The following is a 17,365-nucleotide window of genomic DNA, read 5'->3' on the forward strand; positions in this document are numbered from 1 at the left end:
AGTCTGGCGAGACCTGGCTTGAGGTTGCGTTAGTGGCTCATGCCGTTATGTCTGAGCAAGGCATCCATGCTGGGTTCGCGGCCTCTAAAGGCAACAAACGATTCCATGGCCGGGCGGGCACCGCCTTGCGCTAGCACTTCATTCTTAAAGCGGCTACCCGCTGTTTCAGACAACACGCCCAATTCTTCAAACAGGCTATAGGCATCGGCGGATAATACTTCTGCCCATTTGTAGCTGTAATAGCCCGCGGCATAACCACCGGCAAAAATATGGCTAAAGCTGTTCGGAAAACGGTTCCATGCTGGTGGGCGTAATACGGCCACTTCATCACGTACTTGTGCCAGGATATCCAGAGCGGTTTGCTTGCCAGCGGGGTCAAACGTACTGTGCAGGCGCATATCAAACAATGAGAATTCAATTTGACGCACGGTTTGCATGCCGGCCTGGAAGTTTTTGGCCGCGACCATTTTGTCGAACAGGGCGCGTGGCAATTGCTCGCCAGTTTCCACGTGGGCGGTCATGTGGCGCAACACGTCCCACTCCCAGCAGAAATTTTCCATAAACTGGCTGGGCAGTTCGACGGCATCCCATTCCACGCCCTTGATGCCAGACACGCTGTACTCATCGACTTGTGTCAGCATGTGGTGCAGGCCGTGGCCAAACTCATGGAACAGAGTGATGACTTCGTCGTGCGTAAACAAGGCAGGTTTGTCGCCGACCGGGGCGGAGAAGTTACAGGTCAGGTAAGCGACTGGCAACTCAATGCCACTGGCGGTTTTGCGGCGGGTAATACATGCGTCCATCCAGGCCCCCCCGCGCTTGCCCTGGCGCGCGTACAAGTCGATATAAAAGTAGGCAATCGGCTGGCGCTGCTGGTCGCTGATTTCATAAAAGCCCGCATCTTTATGCCACAGCGGCGCATCGGTTTTACGCACTTGTACGCCAAAAATGGTTTCCACCACTTTAAACAGTCCCGCCAGCACCTTGTCTTCGGGGAAGTATTGTTTGACCTCCTGGTCGGAAAAGGCGTATTTCTCTTCGCGCAGTTTTTCGCTGATAAACGCCACATCCCAGGCTTGCATATCGCTAAAGCCGAGTTTTTCGGCATAGGCTTTCAGTTCGGCCATGTCTTTCTCGGCATATGGTTTGGCGCGTTTGGCCAGCGTATCCAAAAAGTCGATCACCTGTGCTGGTGTATCCGCCATTTTGGTCGCCAGTGACAGCTCGGCATAGTTATTAAAGCCCAGCAATTGTGCTTCTTCACGTTTGAGTTTGAGCAGATCGGCAATCAGGTGGGTGTTATCCCACTCGGGCTTGCTGAATTCTGAGGCACGGGTGGCATAGCCGCGATATAGTATTTCGCGCAGTGCGCGGTTTTCGCAATATTGCATCACCGGCATATAGGACGGGAAATGCAGGCTAAACAGATAGCCTGTTTTGCCCTCGGCCTTGGCGGCTTCAGCCGCCGCTTGCAGGGCGTCTTCCGGCAAGCCGCCGAGTTCGTCCGCAGTTGCGACCACATGTTTAAAGTCGTTGGTGTTATCGAGAATGTTCTCTTCAAACTTGCTACCCAATTTAGACAATTGCTCGGCAATGGCTTTAAAGCGGACTTTTTCTGCCGCGGCCAATTCCGCGCCGCCCAGTTTGAAACCGCGTACTTCATTGTCTATGATCTTTTGCTGTGCGCGGCTGAGTTGTGCGTAGCCTGCACTGACCTGAATGGTTTTGTATTTGTTATACAGACGTTCATCTTGTGACAGGTCGCTATAAAAATCAGTCAGTTTGGCCAGATTGTCATTGTAGGCTTCACGCAGTTCTGGCGTATTGACCACGGCGTTCATATGGCCGACCGGTCCCCAGCTACGCGATAGTTTTTCCGAATAGTTTTCGATCGGTTGCACAAAGTTTTGCCAGTCAGGGGTGTCCGCTGCTGTGGCTAATTGCTCAACCAGGGTACGGCCTTCAGCCAGCAGGCTGTCAATCGCCGGCGACACATGCTCAGGGCGGATGTCATCGAATTTTGGCAGGCCGTTAAAAACGAGTAATGGATTGGTGCTCACAACGTATCCTTTGAGGGTTGCAATATCTGATAGAGGCCTATTATTGGCCAAATGTTCGCGTTTGGGTGATTGTATATATTGATGATGGTGATGAGCTTACTAAATGCAAGAGGCTGCGCGCCTCTTGCTAAAGCAACTCACCGTTATATTTTTTAATCAGCGGTACGATTTTTTCCAGATCATTGAATGACAGGATTTTTTTTGCCTGCTTGGACAGGATATTTTCTTCACTCTGCAGGATTTGCGATTTCACGCTCAGAATATGTGCCGGGTGCATGGATAGCTGGCGCATGCCCATGCCGACCAGTAAGCGCGTCAGTTTGATATCGCCCGCCATCTCCCCGCAGACCGAGACCGATTTGCCATATTTTGCCGCAGCCTGAATCGTGATCTGCATCAGGCGCAGCACTGCCGGATGCAAGGGGTTGTACAAATGTGCGACGGCATCATCGGCGCGGTCAATCGCCAGCGTATATTGAATCAGGTCGTTGGTGCCGATGGACAGGAAGTCCAGCTCTTGCGCGAAGGCGTCAGCATTAATGGCGGCGGCAGGAATTTCTATCATGCCACCCAGCTGGATCTGTTCGTCAAAAGGAATTTTTTGCTGGCGCAGTGACTCTTTGGCTCGTTCCAGCAAGAGTTTGGTTTGCCGCAGTTCGGCCAGCGTCGACAGCATGGGAATCAGGATTTTGACCTGGCCATAATGCGAGGCGCGTAGCAAGGCGCGGAACTGGCTGTGGAAAATATGCGGCTCGGCCAGGCAATAACGCACAGCGCGCAAACCCAGTGCCGGGTTGGTCGCAGTCACTACTTCATCCGGGTTCAGTTGCTTGTCGGCACCAATGTCCAGCGTGCGGATGGTCACCGGATGGCCTTTCATAGCCTCGGCTACATGTTTGTAGGCCTCAAACTGCTCCTGCTCGCCGGGCATTTCTGCACGGTTCATAAACAGAAACTCGGTCCGGTACAAGCCGACGCCCACGGCACCTGAGGCCTTGGCGCTAATCACGTCTTCCGGCACTTCAATATTGGCCAGCAAATCAATCGCTATGCCATCCACCGTCACCGCTTTGGTGGTTTTGATCAGTTGCAGTTTTTGTTGCGCCAGTTGCCACTGGTTTTGTTTGAGTTGATATTCGGACAGGACTTCCGGATCCGGATTGACGATGACTACGCCTGCGGCGCCATCGACAATCATCAGCTCGCCGTCGTTGATTAAATCGCGCGCACGTTGCAGCGCCACAATCGACGGAATATTCAAGCTGCGTGCCAGGATGGCGGTATGCGAGGTGACGCCGCCGACATCGGTGATAAAGGCAGCAAACTGGTGATGTTTAAACTGGATCGCATCCGCTGGTGAAACATCATGTGCCACCAGGATCATGGCGCGCTCTTGCCGGGCTTGCAGTTTCTTTTCGCTGGCCGCCAGTTGGTCGCGGCCCAGTAATACCTTGATCACGCGCTCAACAACTTGTACTACATCCTGTTTGCGTTCACGCAGGTAGGCGTCTTCAATGGCATCAAACTGGGCAACAATATCGTCCATTTGCTGCTTGAGCGCCCACTCGGCATTGCATAACTCATTGCGGATAATTGTCTTTGGTGCCTCGGAGAGTGACTTGTCCGATAGCATGGCCAAATGGGTGTTGATGAATGCACTCAGTTCGGCAGGCGCACTTTTGGGAAGCTGGGATTTGAGTTGCTCAAGATCCTGCTTGACCAGGTCAATGGCACGTTCAAAACGGGCGATTTCTTCGGCAACACCATCGGCCTCAATTTTAAAGTGCACCACTTCCAGCAGGGCATGGGAAATCAGGTGGGCATGGCCAATGGCAATGCCACTGGAAACGCCCACGCCGTGCATGCTGAAACTGGTCAATTATTCGCCCTCACCAAAGTAGTCGTTCACCAGGGTCTGCAGGGCAGCAATCGCTTGCGCTTCATCTGCACCCGTGGCTTCGATATCGATGATGCTGCCTTTGGCGGCAGCCAGCATCATGACCCCCATAATGCTTTTGGCATTGACGCGACGGCCATTTTTTTCTACCCAGACTTCGCTTTTGAACTGGCTGGCAGTTTGGGTGAATTTGGTAGAGGCGCGTGCGTGCAGGCCGAGTTTGTTAATGATTTCGAGAGAAAGTTTGACCATAGGGAGTGAATATTATTGTGCGTGGTGACAAGTGGTTTTGGTAAAGTGGACAACGCCATCGCGGCCGCCGCTCAGCGCTTTCTGGATACAGGAGTGCAGGCCTTCATGGCGGTAATTCAATACACGTACCAGCATGGGCAAGTTAACACCGGCTACGCCTTCGATTTCATCGGGTGTTAGCAAGCGGGTGACGATATTGCATGGTGTCGCACCATAAATATCTGACAACACCAGCACGCCCTGGCCGCTATCAAGTTGCTTGACCAGTACCTGTGCTTTAGGCAGTACGCTGGCGGGATCGTCATGCTTGGAGATTTCCAGGAAATCCAGCTGTGCCGGGCGATTACCCATCACATGGGTTGCGCAGTCGATCAGGCTTGGGCCCAGGCTGCCATGCGCAATAATCAATACACCAATCATAATTTTGCTCTCAGACTCCGTAGTTTAAGGGGTAGCCGTGGCATGGGCATCTTGTAATTCACGATGACGTATCATGACTTGATGCTGTTGCTTGAAATATGCCCCCAGTTGTTCCACCAGATAGACGGAACGGTGTTGCCCCCCGGTGCAGCCGATGCCAATGGTGACATAGCTGCGATGGTCGTGATAAAAGCTTGGTAGCCATTTTTCTATATAGTGCTGAATGTCACGCTGCATTTCAAGCACCATGGCTTCGTTTTGCAAAAATTGCTGAATTGGCGCCTGCTTGCCATTGTAAGGACGCAAAATCGGGTCGTAATGCGGGTTAGGCAGGCTGCGTACATCAAATACAAAGTCGGCATCCAGCGGGATGCCATGTTTAAAGCCGAATGAAATAAACGATAACACCAGTGCGTCTGGCCGCGCTTCCTGGTAGCTTTGCTCAATTTGCAGCATCCAGTCACGCGTATGGTGGCGCAAGGCATTGGCCGATAAATTACTGGTATCCACATGATGGCCGAGGTTATTCAGGCCGGAGAGCAAGTCACGTTCGTGGTTAATACTTTCAGAAAGTGCCTGGTCTGGGGTGCTCAGCGGGTGTTTGCGCCGGGTTTCGGAAAAGCGTTTAACCAGGGTTTCCAGGCTCGCATCCAGAAACAGCAGGTGCACGGCAATGCCTTGCGCTTTCAGGGTCTGCAAAATATCCGGCAACGACTCAATGGCAATGCTGCGACTATCAATACTGACAGCGACTTTGGCCGCATCGCGGTCAGCGACGTGGTTTTGAATATGCGGCAGTAAGGTGGCAGGCAGGTTATCAATACAGTAATAACCGCTGTCTTCAAACACGCGCAAAGCGATGGTTTTACCCGAGCCGGATAACCCTGTGACAATCACTAATTGCATACGTGCGACCCACTTCTTATCATCGTAATTTGCTTTCTCTGAGCATGATTTGCTTTTGCCGCTGGGTCAGTTGTTTGGTGGCATTAACGCCGCGCAACAATAGCATGTGGTTGCGCACGGCTGCTTCGACCAGCACAGCGATGTTGCGGCCTGCCGCAATCGGGATAATCACCTTGCTGATTTCGACATCCAGCACACGTTGTGTCTGCCGGTTGGCGCTCAGGCGATCCAGGTCTTGCGGTTTCATTTCGTCGGCCAGTTCCAGCTGTATCATCATATCCAGTGGCTTGGTAGGTTTGACCGCATTATCGCCATAGAGTGCGCGAATGTTCAAAATGCCCAGGCCACGCACTTCTAAAAAGTCCTGTAGCAGCTCCGGGCAGCGGCCTTCGATGCGCTCGGGCGAGGTGCGGTAAAAGTCGACAATGTCATCAGCCACCAGGCGATGGCCGCGTGAAATCAGCTCCAGCGCCAACTCACTTTTACCAATCGCCGCACTGCCGGTAATCAGCACACCAAAGCCCTGCACCTCCATAAACACACCATGCATGCTGGTGGTTTCTGCCGTGGCCACGGCCAGATAGTGGCTGAGCAGCTCCATGAGCTGCGGGCTGATCATGGGGGTGGTAAATAAAGGGGTTTGCGTTTGCTGGGCGGCCTCCAGCATGATGGGGGGCACTTTTTCACCATTGGCCACCACTACCATGGCCAGGTCGGTGGAGAACAGATTGCTCACCGCTTGTTGTAGCGCCAGTATGCTCAGGCTGGCCATGTAGTCCATCTCGGCACAACCCAGTACCTGCACGCGGTTCGGGTGCACAAAATTCAAATGCCCGACCAATGCCAATGAAGGTTTGGTCACGGTGCCGGAGTTGAGTATTTTTTGACTGCCAGACTCGCCTGCCACCCATTTTAATTTGAGTTTGCTGCGAATCTGCTTGTACAAATCAGCGACTGAGATTTGCGCCATACGTGTTGTCAACATGTAAACAGGGAATTGACAGCCATTCTACAACTGAATGCTGAGCGGTGGGGGTGAAACGACGTAAAAGTGATGTGTGTGGCGGGTTTGAGTTCTCTACCCGTGCGGGTAGAGAATGTGAGGCAAGACTTAGGAACTTAACTGGTGTTTTACTGCACCGCCGGATTTATGGTGGTCGCCGTGTTTTTCCTTGTGTTTCAATACCTGACGGTCAAGTTTGTCAGTAAGCATGTCGATGGCACTATACATATTTTCATCGCTGCAGGTCGCGTGCAAATCGTTGCCTGGCACATGTAATGTCGCTTCAACCTTTTGGGCAAGCTTTTCAACAGACATGGTGACTTTGACATCAATCACATGATCAAAGTGATTGCTGATGCGGGAGAACTTGGATAAGACGTACTCGCGCAATGCCGGTGTGATTTCTAAATGATGTCCTGTAAGTTGTAAATTCATGACAAACTCCTTTTTCTGAAATTGTCCTGTCGGAATTTTTCACCTATAAAAAAGAAGTGAAAGTGCGATAAGACAGTTTCAGTTTACTCTTTTGAAAAACGGATGCAACCCGGAAGTGAGGTGGATTGTTGATGCTAATCAGCATTTGTGCAGACTTCTTTGGGCGGGCATAAGCGCCTGCTTAACGTTCGTGGCTTATTTTGCTTTTCTCAGTGTGAGGTTAATTCGCTTGTTGCCAGTGAGTGGATGCTGATGAGCCCCGATGGCGGCAACACCGTGATAAAAGCGCCGACTTTCACCTCCCCATACCACGACGTCCCCATGTTGCAGCGGAATTTTGGCTGAGGCGTCATTGCGTTTGGCTCCGCCAAACAAAAATGTGGCCGGGATGCCGAGGGATACCGAAACAATCGGTTGTGAAAAATCCTGTTCATCTTTGTCCTGGTGTAAGCCCATTTTGCTGCCTGCCTGGTAAATGTTGATCAGGCAGCTGTCGGGCACAAAGTCGCTGTAGCCTGCCTGTGCGGCGGCGTTTGCCGCCAACTGCAAAATCACTGGTGGAATTGCTGGCCACGGTTGTCCGGTGACCGGGTCGTATGCGAGATAACCATAGCCTTGCGAACTGCCTACCCAGCCCCAATGGCCCATGCTGCTGGTGGCGACTGACATTAAGCCCATGGGTGTCATCATCTGTTGTGCGGGATGCGCGGCCAGATGCTGCTGTAGCATCTGCCAAAGCGTTGGCATCACTGGCAGGGCAAAGCCGGGCAGCCAATAGGCGCCAGCGGCGATCGCGACAGGTTCGGTGCGGTGTTCAGGAAATAAATCCATAGGGCCTGGTCTCGTCTATGGCATCCATTCGATGGTCATATTCCTTTGTTTGGCCAGCTGCTCCATGCGTGGGATGGTACGTTCCAGGCGCAGCAGGTAGTCGGCGGCAGATTCCTGGTGAAAGCCCATCACCATCACTGGCCGGTGGGCATTAAGGAGCTGTTCGAACAGGATCAGCAATTGTTTGGTGCTGGTGTAATCGGCCATGGCCGCATTGTCGGGGTATTCCATCAGTTTGTAGCCCAGCGCATAGGGTTGGTCCATGGGTGTGCTTTGCGGGTGCAGTTGCTGTAGCAGTTTGACTAACGGGCTATCGGCATGCCAGCGCGTGGTGAGTAAATTGGCATCAATGCGCGAACTGTCCCACAAGAAGTGGTTGGCCTCCAGCGCTGCTTGCAATTTGGGGCCAAACTGCCAGGCGCCTGCGCGAAAATGTCGCGGACGGTTGAAGCCGTTGCTGACCATCAACTCACTGGCGCAACTGACCAGGTGTGTGAGCTCGGTCTGGCTATAGGCATATTCCAGGCTGACCGTGTGGCCGCAACTGGTTTGAGAGCAGTGCTCGTCCGCGCCGGAAATCGAGGGTTCAGCCTGGTAGCCGATCCCGCAATATTTCACCAGCGTGCGCATGGGGTGTATATGCAGACCGATGGTGTCTTGCGGTAACAAGGTGCTGCGTATCTGGCTACCAATTTGTGCGCGGTTAACGCCGGGCTGGATAAAGTAAGCCGGGTTGATCAGGTGTAGTAGTGGAATGTGCGGAAACTGTTGCCTGAATTTCTGCATGGCTTGCAGATTGTCTTCTTGTAGTGACAAACCCTCCCAATCGACCGTCACCCACACTTGCATCACCTCTTGCGCCTGCACTGGCATCCACCAGTTAAAACATATTGGTGCCAGGAGTATGGCGAGCAAACAGTGATAAAAGCGACGCATGGTAAGGGTATTCCTTGCAAGCGGAGGTTAGGGCGGGTGCGCTCCATCTATATCGGCAGGGTCGCACGGAGTCAACGACGGCTCATCAGCGTGACCGCCTACTGCCTGATTCACTGCACCCGCCCGGCTATTTTAGGGGATTCTGCCGCAAGACGCCAATGCACAGGCGGCTGATGGGGATAGCGTATAATAGTGGCCATGTCTTTATCCGTTCGTCAGATTCTTGCCCATCAGGGCTATGCGTTCCCAAAGTTGCTGACCTATCGTATTTTTATGGTGCTGTCGTACCAAATGATGATGGTTGCCATCGGCTGGCATATTTATGAAATCACCCACGATCCCTGGTCGCTTGGCCTGATCGGGCTCGCTGAAGTCATCCCTTATATGGGTAGCGCCCTGTTTGCCGGGCATGCGGTGGATCATTATTTTTCGCGCCGTGGCTTTGCCGTGGTTTCGGCTTTATTCTTATCGGTGAACGCAGGTTTGCTGGTGCTGATCGCCCAGCATCATCCACAGCACACCGAGTGGTGGATTTACGCGACGGTGGCGCTCACCGGTTTTGCCCGGGCCTTGATTTCACCCAGCTACAACACCTTATTCGCCCTGATTATTCCGCGTGCTTCCATTGCCAAAGCCTCCGGCATTGGCAGCTCCATGTTCCAGATTGGCTTGATTGTTGGGCCAGCCATCGGTGGTCTGCTCATTGGCTTTGCCGATAAATCGATTGCGTATGGCTTGTCAGCCATACTGGCGCTGGCGGCGGCTGTTGCGGCAACCACATTACGCGTGCAAGAGCATCACAATCATGAGTCCATGAACGTGTTTGCCAGCATAGGCGAAGGCTTGCGTTTTGTACGGCGCACACAGGTGGTATTAGGCGCGCAATTGCTGGATATGTTTGCGGTGTTGTTTGGCGGCACAGTCGCTATGCTACCAGCGTTTGTGCATGATGTTTACCAGATGGGCCCGGAAGGACTGGGCGTGTTACGTGCGGCGCCTGCCCTTGGCGCGATTGTGACGGGCGTCTGGCTGGCAAAACATCCGATTCATGAGCATAGCGGCCGCTGGTTATTGCTGGCGGTGGCCGGGTTTGGTGTATGTATGATTGCCTTTGGGCTGTGCAATACCTACTGGCTGGCGATTGTGATTTTAGCGATTTCCGGCATGATGGATGCGGTATCCGTGATCTTGCGGCAAACGATTCTGCAACTGGCGACGCCGGATAATATGCGCGGCCGTGTTTCAGCCATTAACGGTATTTTTATTGGTTCGTCTAATGAGCTAGGAGCGTTTGAATCCGGCCTCACTGCCAGGCTCATGGGCCTGGTGCCGTCCGTCATATTTGGCGGCTGCATGACCATTGCCGTGGTCGGCGTCACCGCCATCAAAGCGCCTAAACTGCGCGACCTGCATCTTTCTCATCTGCATTAAACCCCATGCGCGATCTGGAGTCGTTGTTTCAAGCCCTGCAACGCTCCACCTTTCGTACCAGTTTCACGCTGAACGCAAAAGACTGGGTTTATCTGCAACAAAAAGGCCTGCCGGTAATACTTGATCATGCCGAACGCTTTATTGCCGATCGCCTCGCGCCCGCAGTGGTGGCCAATGACGGCCAGCAAACGCCGATGCGTGGCCATCCGGTGTTTGTGGCACAGCATGCCACGGCGACCTGTTGCCGCGGCTGTTTGAGTAAATGGCACCGTATTCCTGAGGGCCGGGCGCTGACGCTAGAAGAACAGGCGTATGTGGTTGTGGTGATTGAGCACTGGTTGATCCGCTTGGCTGAGGGCAAAAAATAAGGGAGAAGGCCGACGGCGCTTCTCCCTTTGGCAGCGTGAATAAAGCTTATTGCTTGGTTGCCGTTGTTTCCGCAGTTTGCCAGCCACCGCCCAGCGAGCGGTATAAATCCACCACGGCAGCCACTTGTTGCTGTTTGGTTTCAATCAGCTCCATTTTGGCATCCAGCGCATCACGTTGTGTCAGCAACACTTCCATGTAATCGGCACGTGCGGCTTTAAACAGCTGGTTGGCCACGTCAATCGATTGCGTCAATGCTTCTACCTGCTTGTTTTTTAGCTGGTAGTTTTTGTCCAGGTTGTCGATATTGGCAATCTGGTTAGCCACTTCCATATAAGCATTGATAATCTTTTGCTCATAGTCATAGGCCGCCTGGATCTGCACGGCATTGGCGCTCTTGTATTGCGCTTCAATCGCGTTCCGGTTGATCAGCGGCGCGACCAGCTCGCCACCGAATGAGGCCATGACCGAGGCCGGAATATTAAGCAGGTATTTAGGATCAAACGCCTGGAAGCCCAAGCCTGCCCGGATCGAGAACGATGGGTAGAAATTGGCTTTGGCCACATCAATATTCAACTTGGCTGCTGACAGCTCCAGCTCGGCCTGGCGGATATCCGGGCGGTTGGCCAGTAGTTCAGACGGCACGCCGGTTTGCATCACCTTGTTCTGCATGGCCATAAAGTTTGCTGATGCACGTTTGATCGGCTGCGGCGTTCTCCCCAGCAGATAATTGATGCGGTTTTCGGTTTCGACAATGCTCTGTTTCAGCACATACTGGCGGCTCTGGTTTTTTTCTACCTCGGCCTCAAACCGCTTCACTGCCAATGAATTGGCGCGCGCATATTGTTGCAACTGCTTCACCACTTCGAGCGCGTTTTGCTGAATTTTGATGTTTGTATCCAGCGTGTCCAGTTCATTATCCAGCGCGATCAGCTCATAGTAAGCATGGGCCACTTCGGCCACCAGGTTGGTGACCAGAAAGTTTTTGCCTTCAATGGTGGCCATATACTCCATGACCGCCACTTTGGTGGCATTGCGCAGTTTTTTCCACACGTCCAGCTCCCACGACGCAACCAGGCCAAACTGGTAGTTGCCGAGGAACCTGGGGTTGGAGCGCCCTTCCTTGATATCGAGGTTTTCTTCAACGGCGCCATTGCGGGTGTACTTGCCGACTTTCTCTTTATCGGCGCTGGCGCCGATGCCGACAAATGGCAAATATTCACCCTTACGGGCCTGGATTTCATTCTGCGCCACGGTGATCCGTTGCGCCATGATATGAATTTCCTTGTTGTTGTTTACGGCCGTATCAATCAACGCCACCAGGTTTTGGTCATCAAAAAAGTCCTGCCATTTGACGCTGGCACTATTGCCAGCTGGGGCAGCCGTCTCCTGGTATTGCGTTGGCAGATTGGTATCAGCCTGCTTGCTGGTGATAAATGGGATGGCGCAAGATTGCAGCATCAACGACACTGCACCAGCGACCATCCAGGTTAAATGCTTATTCTTCATCGTCATCATCATCCTGATGGGAGTTGTATTTGTAGGTCTCGGTCAGTGGTTCGGTCTCTTCTTTGCGGATCAGTGATTTACGATCGGCCAGGGTACCAAAAATATAGTACAAGCCTGGAATCACAATCACACCGAAGATGGTGCCGAACAGCATGCCGCCCATGGCTGAGGTACCAATGGTGCGGTTGCCCACTGCGCCCGCACCCGTGGCGATCACCAATGGAATCAGGCCTGCAATAAAGGCAAACGAGGTCATCAGGATAGGACGGAAGCGGGTTTTGGCGCCTTCAATCGCTGCATCGCGGATAGACATGCCCTGGCCATGTTTCTGCACGGCAAATTCCACAATCAACACGGCGTTTTTACCTAGCAGACCAATCAGCATAATCAGGCCGACCTGCGCGTAAATGTCATTGGCAAGCCCCAATATCTTCAGCAGGAACAGCGAGCCAAAAATACCTGCAGGCAAGGACAGAATGACCGCAAACGGCAAAATAAAGCTTTCGTACTGCGCGGCCAAGACCATGTAGACAAACACCAACACCACGATAAAGATCATCAGCGCTTCATTGCCACGTTTTTCTTCGTCGTAAGACAGGCCTTCCCAGGCAATGTCGTAGCCTTTCGGCAGCGTAGTACGTGCGACTTCTTTCACGGCATTGATGGCCGATTCAGTGGTGTAACCCGGTGCCGGTTCAGCACGGATCGCCGCTGAGTTGTACAGGTTGTAACGGGTGATCTCGTTAGGGCCCTGGCGTTTCTTCATGGTCATGAAGGCGGAGTAGGGCACCATTTCACCCTCTTCGTTTTTCACAAAGTAGTTCAGTACGTCACTGGGGTAACGGCGGAACTCAGGCCCGGCCTGGGTATACACCTTGAAGAAGTTATTAAAGCGGATAAAGCCTTGCTCGTAAGTACTACCGATCAGGATGTCCAGGTTGTTCATGGCATCTTCGATCGATACTTTCTTCTGCATCGCCAACTGGTTGTCGATAATCAACTCATATTGCGGGTAGTTGGCCGCATAGAACGTGAACAGGCCAGTCAACTCCTTGCGCTTGCCCAGGTTCTGCATGAACTCCTTGTTGATCTTGTCAAACACGTAGTAGTCCGCGCTGGTGGTTTTATCCAGCAAGCGCAGTGACAAACCAGAAGCCGCACCATAACCAGGCACCGCTGGCGGTTGGAAGTACTCCACCACCGCACCGAAGTTTTTGGTTTTTTCTTCCAGCTCTTCGATGATTTGTTTCACTGACTGTTTACGTTCTGACCAGTCCTTGAGGTTGATAATACACGTACCCGCGTTGGAGCCACGCCCCTCAGTCAACACTTCATAACCCGCCAGTGAGGAGACGGATTCCACGCCTTCCACTTGCTTGGCCAACATTTGCAAATGACGTGCGACCTTGTTGGTGGTTTCCAGCGTTGAGCCCGGTGGTGTCTGGATAATGGCGTAAATCATGCCCTGGTCTTCACCTGGGATAAACCCGGCAGGCAGGATTTTGTCGACATAAAAAATACCGGCCGAGAACAGCGCCAGCACGACAAAGGTCACGGCACGCAGGGTGACAACCTTTTCCAGGAAGTTGGTGTAACGGCCGGTGACCTTTTCAAACACCCAGTTAAAGCCATCCAAAAACACCGAGATGGGTGTTTTGCGTTTAGGCTGGCCGTGCGTGTCTTTGAGGATCATGGCGCACAGTACTGGCGTTAAGGTCAGCGCCACGATACCGGACAACACGATTGAAGAAGCCATGGTAATGGCGAACTGGCGGTAGAACACGCCGACCGGGCCAGGCATAAAGGTGATCGGGATAAATACCGATGTCATCAATAATGTAATGGCCACAATGGCGCCGCCGATTTCCCCCAGCACGCGTTGCACTGCTTTGTAGGGGCCGACATGGTCAGAGGCCATTTTGGCATGCACGGCTTCCACCACCACGATGGCGTCATCCACCACCACGCCAATGGCGAGCACGAGGGCGAACAGCGTGACCAGGTTAATACTGAGCCCAAATGCCTTCATGACAAAGAAGGCACCAATCAGCGAAATAGGTACCGCCAGTGTCGGGATCAGCGTCGAGCGCCAGTCGCCAAGGAAAATAAACACCACCAACGCTACCAGTACAAAGGCTTCTGCCAGCGTATGAATGACTTTTTCAATCGAGGCGTCGAGGAACTTGGAAACGTCGTAATTGATTTCATAATCCATGCCAGCCGGGAAGCTTTGTTTCAGCTCTTCCATTTTGGTTTTCACGTCAGCAATCACTTCGCTGGCGTTGGTGCCATAGTTTTGCTTGAGCACAATCGCGGCAGAAGGGTAGCCGTCTTTGTTGGAGTAAATATCAAAAAACTCACTGCCTAACTCAATCTTGGCAATGTCTCTGAGGTGCAGGATTTCGCCGTTAGAATCGGCGCGGATAATAATGTTGCCGTACTCTTCAGGCTTGTTGTAACGGCCTTTGTAAACCAGCACATACTCTTTAGATTGCGCGTAAATGCCCGAGCTCTGGCCCAAACGACCTGGGCGGCCAATCACGCTCTGGCTGCTGATCGCATCCATCACGTCTTTAGATGAGATCTTGTAAGCACGCATGCGTTCCGGGTTGAGCCAGATACGCATCGCAAACTGGCGGCTACCCAGGTTCTGCGCTTGCGCGATACCGTGGACACGCTGAATTTCAGGAATCACGCTGACGTTGACGTAGTTAAACAGGAATTTCTCGTCGGCATTTTTATCTTTACTGTACAGGTTCACATACATCAGCATGCTCGGCTGTACGGTATTGACGATCACCCCCTCTAACTGCACCAGGGGGGGTAGTTTACTCATGACCTGGTCCAGCCTGGTTTTTACCAGCACCATGGCCGCGTTCGGGTCTACGCCGAGGTCAAAAATCACCTGTATCGTCGCTTCACCGGCACTGGTGGCGTCAGACACAATGTATTTCATGCCTGGCACCCCGTTGATGGCGCGCTCGATAGAAATCAGGGAAGACTGCACCAGCACGTCCGCGCTGGAGCCTGGGAATGCCAGCGTCACAATCACGCGTGGCGGGGCAATTTCCGGAAACTGCGAAATTGGCAGGGTTTTAATCGACAGAAAGCCGAGGAAAACCATCACCAGCGATAGCACAATCGCCATCACCGGTCGTCTGAGGAAGATGTTTAACATGTTTTTTTCACCTTAAGGTTATTCTGCGTACAGTTCCAACTCAGGAACGACTTTTTCAGGTGCTTTGTAATCGGTGTCGATTTTTTGTCCGTTTCTGACGCGGCGCAAACCTTCCAGCAACACAGTGTCTGTGTCCTTGAGGCCGGATTTCACGATAAACAAATGGGGTAGTTCGGCGGCGATTTGAATCATGCGCTGTTCGATCTTATGGTCTTTGTTGACCACATAAACAAAGGTCTTATCCAGCACTTCAAAGGTCGCTTTTTGCGGGATCAGCATCGCATTCGGGTAAGGTACTTCCAGCAAAATGGTGCCGGTTTCGCCATGGCGCAACAAACTATGCGGATTAGGGAAATCTGCTCTGAACTCGATGTTGCCGGTTTTGTTATCAAAGTCGGCTTCCACGGTTTCAATCGCACCGGCCTGGTCAAACAAGGCGCCATTGGCCATGCGCAATTTCACCGGCACGCCTTTTTCATTTTTCTGGTGAATCTTGAAGTCCAGGTATTCTGCTTCTGGCACGTTGAAATAAACCCACATGCGGCTGTTGTCAGACAGCGTGGTCAGCAAGTCACCTTCATCCAGCAAGCTGCCTTTTCGCACCAGCAGATGGTCCATGATGCCGGTAAACGGCGCATTGATATTGGTAAAGTTCAGGTGGGTTTGTGCCAGCTGCACTTCGGCATTGGCTTTGTCCAATTTGGCTTTGCCTAAGGCCAATTCATTTTGCGAGACAATGTTTTTCTCGGCTAGCGCCTTGGTGTTCTCATATTCGATTTGCACGGTTTTGGCCTCAGCCTGTGCTTTCAGCAAATCGACCTGATAGACGTTAGGCATGATTTTGAACATGGGCTGGCCCTGTTTGATGACCTGGCCTTCACCGGCATAGACGTCCTGCAAATAGCCGCGCTCCAGTGCCCGCAATTCAATATGCTGGATGGCATGAATCTGGCAGACATATTCCTTGGTGATCATGGTGTCTTTGTGCCATGGGGTAGTGACTTCGAGTTTCGGTGGCGCTTCTTCGTGCGCCTCTTCCTGGTGACAAGCGCTGAGCAGGGAGCCAAGCAAGCCTAAAACGATTAAGTTCTGTTTAATCATAGTGTGTTCTTATCTTAAAAAATGAAGAGAAATACTTGCAAAAACAGGTGGTTGGCGGATGCCTGTCTGCAGGGGGCCTGTCTTGATCGTCAGACTATCCTTTCTTGCTGCAAACCACAACCGCTAGCCTAGGCTCCGTCCTGGGTGGACGCTTAAGGGAGTGCTGGTAACAACGAGGGGAAGGGGGGCGATCAGCGGCGTTGAGCAGGGGCGCAAACGCGGATTACACCTGGGGATTGGCGGGTGGGGCGCGCGAGTGCAGGTGACGAACAAACGCCGGGCGTGGGGTCACGCGGCGACGAGGCAGGGCCAGCAACGCAAACAGAATCACGCAAGCAATCGTCATGCTTGCGGGTGGGGAAATTAAAGGAATGAGGGAAGAGAACGGCGTTTCACCATCACCAGAATACTCAACGACTTCGGCTACGCGTACGCGCACGGTGTCGTCGCTGTAGCTGGAATGGTCAGAGAATTCTGCGACTAATGCAAAGCCGAGCACAGCCAACAGCACTGTGACGACCCACAGTCTGAGCTGCAACGCGGCGGTATTCAGATGTTTATGCATAAGTCAGTTAACGGAAATAAAATGTCAATTCTGTAGTGGTATGTGCGTTATATCGCCTTAGGCGCAGTATTTATTCAAATTAAGATGGCTGATCGGTCAACATCGATAAAAGTCTAAAATGTATTATCGTAAATGCTCTTTACATTGCTTACATTAAACGCTTTTACATAGCGAATGACAAGACGCAATCAAGCGTAGTTCGAAGAAAAGCGGTGTTTGTAAGCTGGTTGTCAGTTTTGAGTGCACCAAGTTGGTGCGTGCGTTTGCGCTGTTTTGGAGATGATCACTTACTTTTTCGCCTTGTTAGCGAGTTTCTTTGCTTGCTCAAAGTGAAGGTTGTTTGATGAACTATCTATTTCGCCTTTTCGGCGACCATTCTTTCTTATGCTTGTCCATAAGAAAGAAGGCAAAGAACAAGACGCCCCAACTTCCGCTTTTATCCTGTGCTACTCGGTTTGCCGGGCGTCCATCGAAA

15 protein-coding genes are annotated in these 17,365 nt (G+C 52.3%); 2 read left to right on the forward strand and 13 right to left on the reverse strand.

Going from position 1 to position 17,365, the window contains the following annotated elements; translation table 11 throughout:
* Positions 1–29: 29 nt before the first annotated feature.
* The 9 genes from B3355_RS00710 to B3355_RS00750 all read right to left on the reverse strand — a co-directional run bounded on the left by B3355_RS00710 (position 30) and on the right by B3355_RS00750 (position 8,740).
* A complete protein-coding gene (locus tag B3355_RS00710) occupies positions 30–2,060 on the reverse strand; it encodes a M3 family metallopeptidase (protein WP_292779199.1) in 2,031 nt (676 codons plus the stop codon).
* A gap of 127 nt (positions 2,061–2,187) precedes the next feature.
* On the reverse strand, positions 2,188–3,939 hold the full coding sequence (ptsP, locus tag B3355_RS00715) for a phosphoenolpyruvate--protein phosphotransferase (RefSeq protein ID WP_292779202.1): 1,752 nt from the start codon (positions 3,937–3,939) through the stop codon (positions 2,188–2,190).
* On the reverse strand, positions 3,940–4,209 hold the full coding sequence (locus B3355_RS00720) for an HPr family phosphocarrier protein (RefSeq protein WP_019881014.1): 270 nt from the start codon (positions 4,207–4,209) through the stop codon (positions 3,940–3,942).
* 12 nt (positions 4,210–4,221) lie between these two features.
* Positions 4,222–4,629 (reverse strand): PTS sugar transporter subunit IIA, encoded by a 408-nt coding sequence (locus B3355_RS00725; RefSeq protein ID WP_019881015.1) that lies wholly within the window; start codon positions 4,627–4,629, stop codon positions 4,222–4,224.
* A gap of 24 nt (positions 4,630–4,653) precedes the next feature.
* Complete coding sequence (rapZ, locus tag B3355_RS00730) at positions 4,654–5,535, reverse strand: RNase adapter RapZ (RefSeq protein ID WP_292779207.1); 882 nt, start codon at positions 5,533–5,535, stop codon at positions 4,654–4,656.
* A gap of 19 nt (positions 5,536–5,554) precedes the next feature.
* A complete protein-coding gene (gene hprK / locus B3355_RS00735) occupies positions 5,555–6,505 on the reverse strand; it encodes an HPr(Ser) kinase/phosphatase (protein ID WP_019881017.1) in 951 nt (316 codons plus the stop codon).
* A 141-nt stretch (positions 6,506–6,646) separates the two neighbouring features.
* Entirely contained in the window at positions 6,647–6,973 is a 327-nt protein-coding gene (hpf, locus tag B3355_RS00740) for a ribosome hibernation-promoting factor, HPF/YfiA family (protein ID WP_019881018.1), read from the reverse strand.
* A 195-nt stretch (positions 6,974–7,168) separates the two neighbouring features.
* The gene (gene alkB / locus B3355_RS00745) at positions 7,169–7,804 is read right to left on the reverse strand and encodes a DNA oxidative demethylase AlkB (RefSeq protein ID WP_292779212.1); all 636 of its coding nucleotides are present in this window, start codon (positions 7,802–7,804) and stop codon (positions 7,169–7,171) included.
* A gap of 15 nt (positions 7,805–7,819) precedes the next feature.
* Positions 7,820–8,740: a hypothetical protein gene (locus B3355_RS00750; RefSeq protein WP_292779215.1), complete on the reverse strand. Its 921-nt coding sequence runs from the start codon at positions 8,738–8,740 to the stop codon at positions 7,820–7,822.
* A 198-nt stretch (positions 8,741–8,938) separates the two neighbouring features.
* Here B3355_RS00750 and B3355_RS00755 point away from each other — a divergent pair, with 198 nt between their 5' ends.
* Entirely contained in the window at positions 8,939–10,171 is a 1,233-nt protein-coding gene (locus B3355_RS00755; RefSeq protein WP_292779217.1) for an MFS transporter, read from the forward strand.
* A gap of 5 nt (positions 10,172–10,176) precedes the next feature.
* On the forward strand, positions 10,177–10,539 hold the full coding sequence (locus B3355_RS00760) for a DUF4186 domain-containing protein (RefSeq protein ID WP_292779220.1): 363 nt from the start codon (positions 10,177–10,179) through the stop codon (positions 10,537–10,539).
* A 46-nt stretch (positions 10,540–10,585) separates the two neighbouring features.
* Here B3355_RS00760 and B3355_RS00765 read toward each other — a convergent pair whose 3' ends face one another.
* The 4 genes from B3355_RS00765 to B3355_RS00780 form a co-directional block, all read right to left on the reverse strand.
* Positions 10,586–12,046, reverse strand: coding sequence for a TolC family protein (locus B3355_RS00765; RefSeq protein ID WP_019881023.1), 1,461 nt, complete (start codon positions 12,044–12,046; stop codon positions 10,586–10,588).
* Positions 12,036–15,224, reverse strand: a complete 3,189-nt coding sequence (locus tag B3355_RS00770; RefSeq protein ID WP_292779226.1) for an efflux RND transporter permease subunit — start codon at positions 15,222–15,224, stop codon at positions 12,036–12,038. Before B3355_RS00770 ends, B3355_RS00765 begins: the two co-directional genes overlap by 11 nt.
* An 18-nt stretch (positions 15,225–15,242) precedes the next feature.
* Positions 15,243–16,325 carry an efflux RND transporter periplasmic adaptor subunit gene (locus B3355_RS00775; protein WP_019881025.1) on the reverse strand — a complete coding sequence of 361 codons (1,083 nt, stop codon included), beginning with the start codon at positions 16,323–16,325 and terminating at the stop codon, positions 15,243–15,245.
* A 223-nt stretch (positions 16,326–16,548) separates the two neighbouring features.
* Entirely contained in the window at positions 16,549–16,890 is a 342-nt protein-coding gene (locus B3355_RS00780; RefSeq protein WP_292779230.1) for a hypothetical protein, read from the reverse strand.
* Between the last annotated feature and the right edge of the window lie 475 nt (positions 16,891–17,365).

The sequence above is a fragment of the Methylophilus sp. UBA6697 genome (assembly GCF_002454655.1).
Lineage (GTDB): Bacteria > Pseudomonadota > Gammaproteobacteria > Burkholderiales > Methylophilaceae > Methylophilus.